This is a genomic window from Microcystis sp. M090S1, from assembly GCF_020246295.1.
GTDB lineage: Bacteria > Cyanobacteriota > Cyanobacteriia > Cyanobacteriales > Microcystaceae > Microcystis > Microcystis aeruginosa.
Window position 1 is genome coordinate 1 of the sequence record NZ_JADBTF010000078.1, and the last position, 3347, is coordinate 3347.

4 protein-coding genes and 1 pseudogene are annotated in these 3347 nt (G+C 47.3%); 4 read left to right on the forward strand and 1 reads right to left on the reverse strand.

The features are described from left to right. A pseudogene (locus IM477_RS03475) lies at positions 1–195 on the forward strand (RNA-guided endonuclease TnpB family protein); the annotation flags it as partial. A 46-nt stretch (positions 196–241) separates the two neighbouring features. On the opposite strand, the gene IM477_RS03480 reads toward IM477_RS03475, so the two are convergent. Next, positions 242–1417 carry a transaldolase gene (locus IM477_RS03480; RefSeq protein WP_287730541.1) on the reverse strand — a complete coding sequence of 392 codons (1176 nt, stop codon included), beginning with the start codon at positions 1415–1417 and terminating at the stop codon, positions 242–244. Between the two features lie 209 nt (positions 1418–1626). Here IM477_RS03480 and rpmI point away from each other — a divergent pair, with 209 nt between their 5' ends. From rpmI to IM477_RS03495, 3 genes are read left to right on the forward strand one after another with little or no spacing between them, the layout of a single operon-like run. Then, on the forward strand, positions 1627–1830 hold the full coding sequence (rpmI, locus tag IM477_RS03485; protein ID WP_002781071.1) for a 50S ribosomal protein L35: 204 nt from the start codon (positions 1627–1629) through the stop codon (positions 1828–1830). A 31-nt stretch (positions 1831–1861) separates the two neighbouring features. Further along, on the forward strand, positions 1862–2209 hold the full coding sequence (gene rplT, locus IM477_RS03490) for a 50S ribosomal protein L20 (RefSeq protein WP_002791991.1): 348 nt from the start codon (positions 1862–1864) through the stop codon (positions 2207–2209). A 13-nt stretch (positions 2210–2222) separates the two neighbouring features. Further along, positions 2223–3179 carry a PhoH family protein gene (locus tag IM477_RS03495; RefSeq protein ID WP_002757181.1) on the forward strand — a complete coding sequence of 319 codons (957 nt, stop codon included), beginning with the start codon at positions 2223–2225 and terminating at the stop codon, positions 3177–3179. Positions 3180–3347: the final 168 nt, after the last annotated feature.

A 3347-nucleotide genomic window follows, 5' to 3' on the forward strand; every position in this document is an offset into this window, starting at 1 on the left:
AAAAAAGCGTTATCGGAAAGAGTTCACCAATGTAATTCTTGCGGCCACATCGAACCGAGAGATACGGCATCAGCAAAGGTAATCGAGAACCGAGGAAAAAATGCGGTCGGACTGACCGTGTTAGAAAACGCTCGCGGAGGCGGTCGGTTGGGGGTCGTTCAGTTAAACCTGTTTGATCTAGTCAAGAGCCTATGAACCAAGAATCCCTCGCTAAACCGCGCGAGCGGTTAGCGGGGGAGAGTCAAGCTTCCACTAAACGAAAAGCCGCACCCAAACCGACAGCGATCTCATCGGGAGAAATTCTGCCATCATGGTTAATATCGATCGCATCAAATACCGCATCGGTTCCCGCCCATTCTTCCCGGGTGATGAAACCATCCCCATCATGATCATAGACTCGGAAAATATCTTCGGCGGCGTGTTCTAGGGTTGACTGACCTTCCAACTGGGTTAAACGTTGAATCAGCAATTGTTCTAATAATTCTAAAGCTTTGGTAAAACCTTGAATACCTTCCGTTAGTTTTTCGGAAGCCATGGCATCTTCGGCGTGCATTTTCTCAAAAGTCGCTTGATCCATGGCAATTTTGACAATATCAAGGGTTGCGGCCTGTGCTGGATCGAGCTTACGGGGTAAATCGGCTTCTGTCCCTTGCAATTGTTCGAGCAGTTTCGGAGAAATGGTTAAAAGATCACAACCAGCTAACTCGCAAATTTCACCGATATTGCGGAAACTTGCCCCCATAACTTCGGTTTTATAACCAAACTTTTTATAGTAGTTATAGATCTGGGTAACGGATTGGACTCCGGGATCTTCAGCGCCAACGTAGTCTTTACCAGTTTCTTTTTTATACCAATCGAGAATCCGACCGACAAAGGGAGAAATTAAGGTTACTCCCGCCTCCGCACAGGCGATCGCCTGATGGAACCCGAATAATAGGGTTAAATTACAGTGAATTCCCTCTTTTTCGAGGACTTCTGCGGCTTTAATCCCTTCCCAAGTCGAGGCAATTTTAATTAAGACTCTTTCTCTAGAGATACCCGCTTTTTCATACTGGGAAATTAGATAACGGGCCTTGTGGATGGTAGCTTGGGTATCGTAGGAAAGACGAGCATCTACTTCGGTCGAGACGCGGCCGGGGACGATTTGCAGGATTTGCAGACCAAAACCGATCGCTAGGCGATCGAAAGCTAATTTGGCCACATCTTCCGGGGTGGCCTGCTCTCCTAATTCTTTTCTGGCCGCTTGCAGGGTTTGATCGACAATCGGCTGATATTGGGGCATTTGGGCCGCGGCCGTAATCAGGGAGGGGTTAGTGGTGGTATCTTGGGGTGTAAAAGCTTCGATCGCTTGGATATCGCCGGTATCGGCAACAACCACTGTAAATTGGCGTAATTGTTCTAGTAGGGTTTTAGCCATAACTTCTCCAGATGCGTGTTAACGCAAGACTTTATCCGGATCTTAGCGATTCGATCGAGAGGAAGGGGAAAATTCCCGATTGATTTAATTCCCACCCACAGACCTTGCCAAAGTAAGGATGAGCCGGGGAATCTTTTGGCCACTCCTTGCCCAAAGTCCTGTATTTGTGATAGTATTAGTGATTGTGTCGATTTAATAAAAGGGAGTTTATGCCCAAGCTAAAAACGCGAAAGGCGGCGGCCAAACGATTCGAGGCCACGGGAAGCGGCAAAAAAATCAAACGTCGCAAAGCCTTCAAAAATCACCTACTCGATCATAAAAGTGCCGAACGCAAGCGCCGTCGTTTGTCCCAGATTACCTTGGTACACGAGCGCGACGAGAAGGAAGTGCGCTTAATGTTGCCCTATTTGTAAATTTTCCAGAAAAATCGTCTAAAGGATTATCATGTCTAGAGTAAAACGGGGGAATGTCGCCCGCAAGCGACGCAAAAAAGTTCTCAAATTAGCCAAAGGTTTTCGCGGTTCTCACTCGCGCTTATTCCGTACCGCTAACCAACAGGTCATGAAGGCCTTGCGGAATGCCTATAGAGACCGTCGCAAACGTAAACGCGATTTTCGTCGTCTTTGGATTACCCGCATTAACGCCGCTGCTCGTCAACAGGGCATCAGTTACAGCCAACTGACCGGACAATTAAAGAAAGCTAATATCCTCCTGAATCGGAAAATGTTGGCCCAATTAGCTGTCCTCGATCCCGTCGCTTTTGCTAAAGTGGTAGAACTAGCCAAAGGATAATTTAGCCCCGAGCATGACGGAAACTTGGCAAACGATTCAATTCCCCAGTTCAGAAAGTGCGATCGCTTTAGCGGGTCATCAAGAAGCTAACCTCAAATTGATAGCCAGGCAAACTGGGGCGAATTTAGTCCTCAGAGGCCTGGAATTGCGGATTGCGGGGCAACCGACCCCGGTGGAGCGTGCCACAGCGATTGTACGCTCCTTAAGTATTTTATGGCAAGAGGCCAAGTTAATCGCCGAAGCCGATATTATGACGGCTATCCATGCCCTCGATACGGGGCGTTCTAGCGAGTATAAAGAACTACAGCAGGATATTCTCGCTCGTACCCGTCGCGGGGAGCTAATTCGGGCAAAAACCTTCCGTCAGCGTCAATATATCCAAGCGATTCAAAGTCACGATATCACCTTTTGTATTGGACCTGCTGGCACGGGGAAAACCTTTTTAGCCGCCGTTTTAGCCGTACAAGCTTTATTAGAAGATAAAGTAGAACGGATTATCCTCACCCGGCCGGCCGTGGAAGCGGGGGAAAAATTAGGCTTTCTCCCGGGGGATTTACAGCAAAAAGTCGATCCTTTTTTGCGTCCCCTCTACGATGCTTTATACGAATTTATCGAAGCGGCCAAAATTCCCGACCTGATGGAACGGGGTAAAATCGAAATCGCACCCTTAGCTTATATGCGGGGACGAACCCTAGCTAATGCTTTTGTTATCGTTGATGAGGCCCAAAATACCACCCCAGCACAGTTAAAAATGGTCTTAACTCGCTTGGGATTCGGTTCGCGCATGGTAGTAACTGGAGATGTCACCCAAACCGATTTACCGCAACAACAGGAATCGGGGTTAATTGCCGCTCAAAAAATCCTCAAATCAGTAGAAGGGATTGCTTTTTGTTACCTATCCCGGGCCGATGTGGTGCGTCATCCCTTAGTACAAAAAATCGTCTCAGCCTACGAACAGCACGAAAAATAACCGATTGTTGAGATAGTCGCTCTTGTACTCTTGCGAGAGAGTATAGAATTAGGGCTTGCTGAATAATGGTAAAACCCTTTTAAAATAAGGCTTTTGACCTGTTAAAGTCCGATGTTAGTGCAAGAAAATAGGATTGGGACTTTCAAAAACCTTGCATTATCCTTCTTG

Excerpts from the sequence above, each read along its gene's own strand:
- IM477_RS03480 (WP_287730541.1), bottom strand. The coding sequence starts at position 1,417 with ATGGCTAAAACCCTACTAGAACAATTACGCCAATTTACAGTGGTTGTT.
- rpmI (WP_002781071.1), top strand. The coding sequence starts at position 1,627 with ATGCCCAAGCTAAAAACGCGAAAGGCGGCGGCCAAACGATTCGAGGCC.
- rplT (WP_002791991.1), top strand. The coding sequence starts at position 1,862 with ATGTCTAGAGTAAAACGGGGGAATGTCGCCCGCAAGCGACGCAAAAAA.
- IM477_RS03495 (WP_002757181.1), top strand. The coding sequence starts at position 2,223 with ATGACGGAAACTTGGCAAACGATTCAATTCCCCAGTTCAGAAAGTGCG.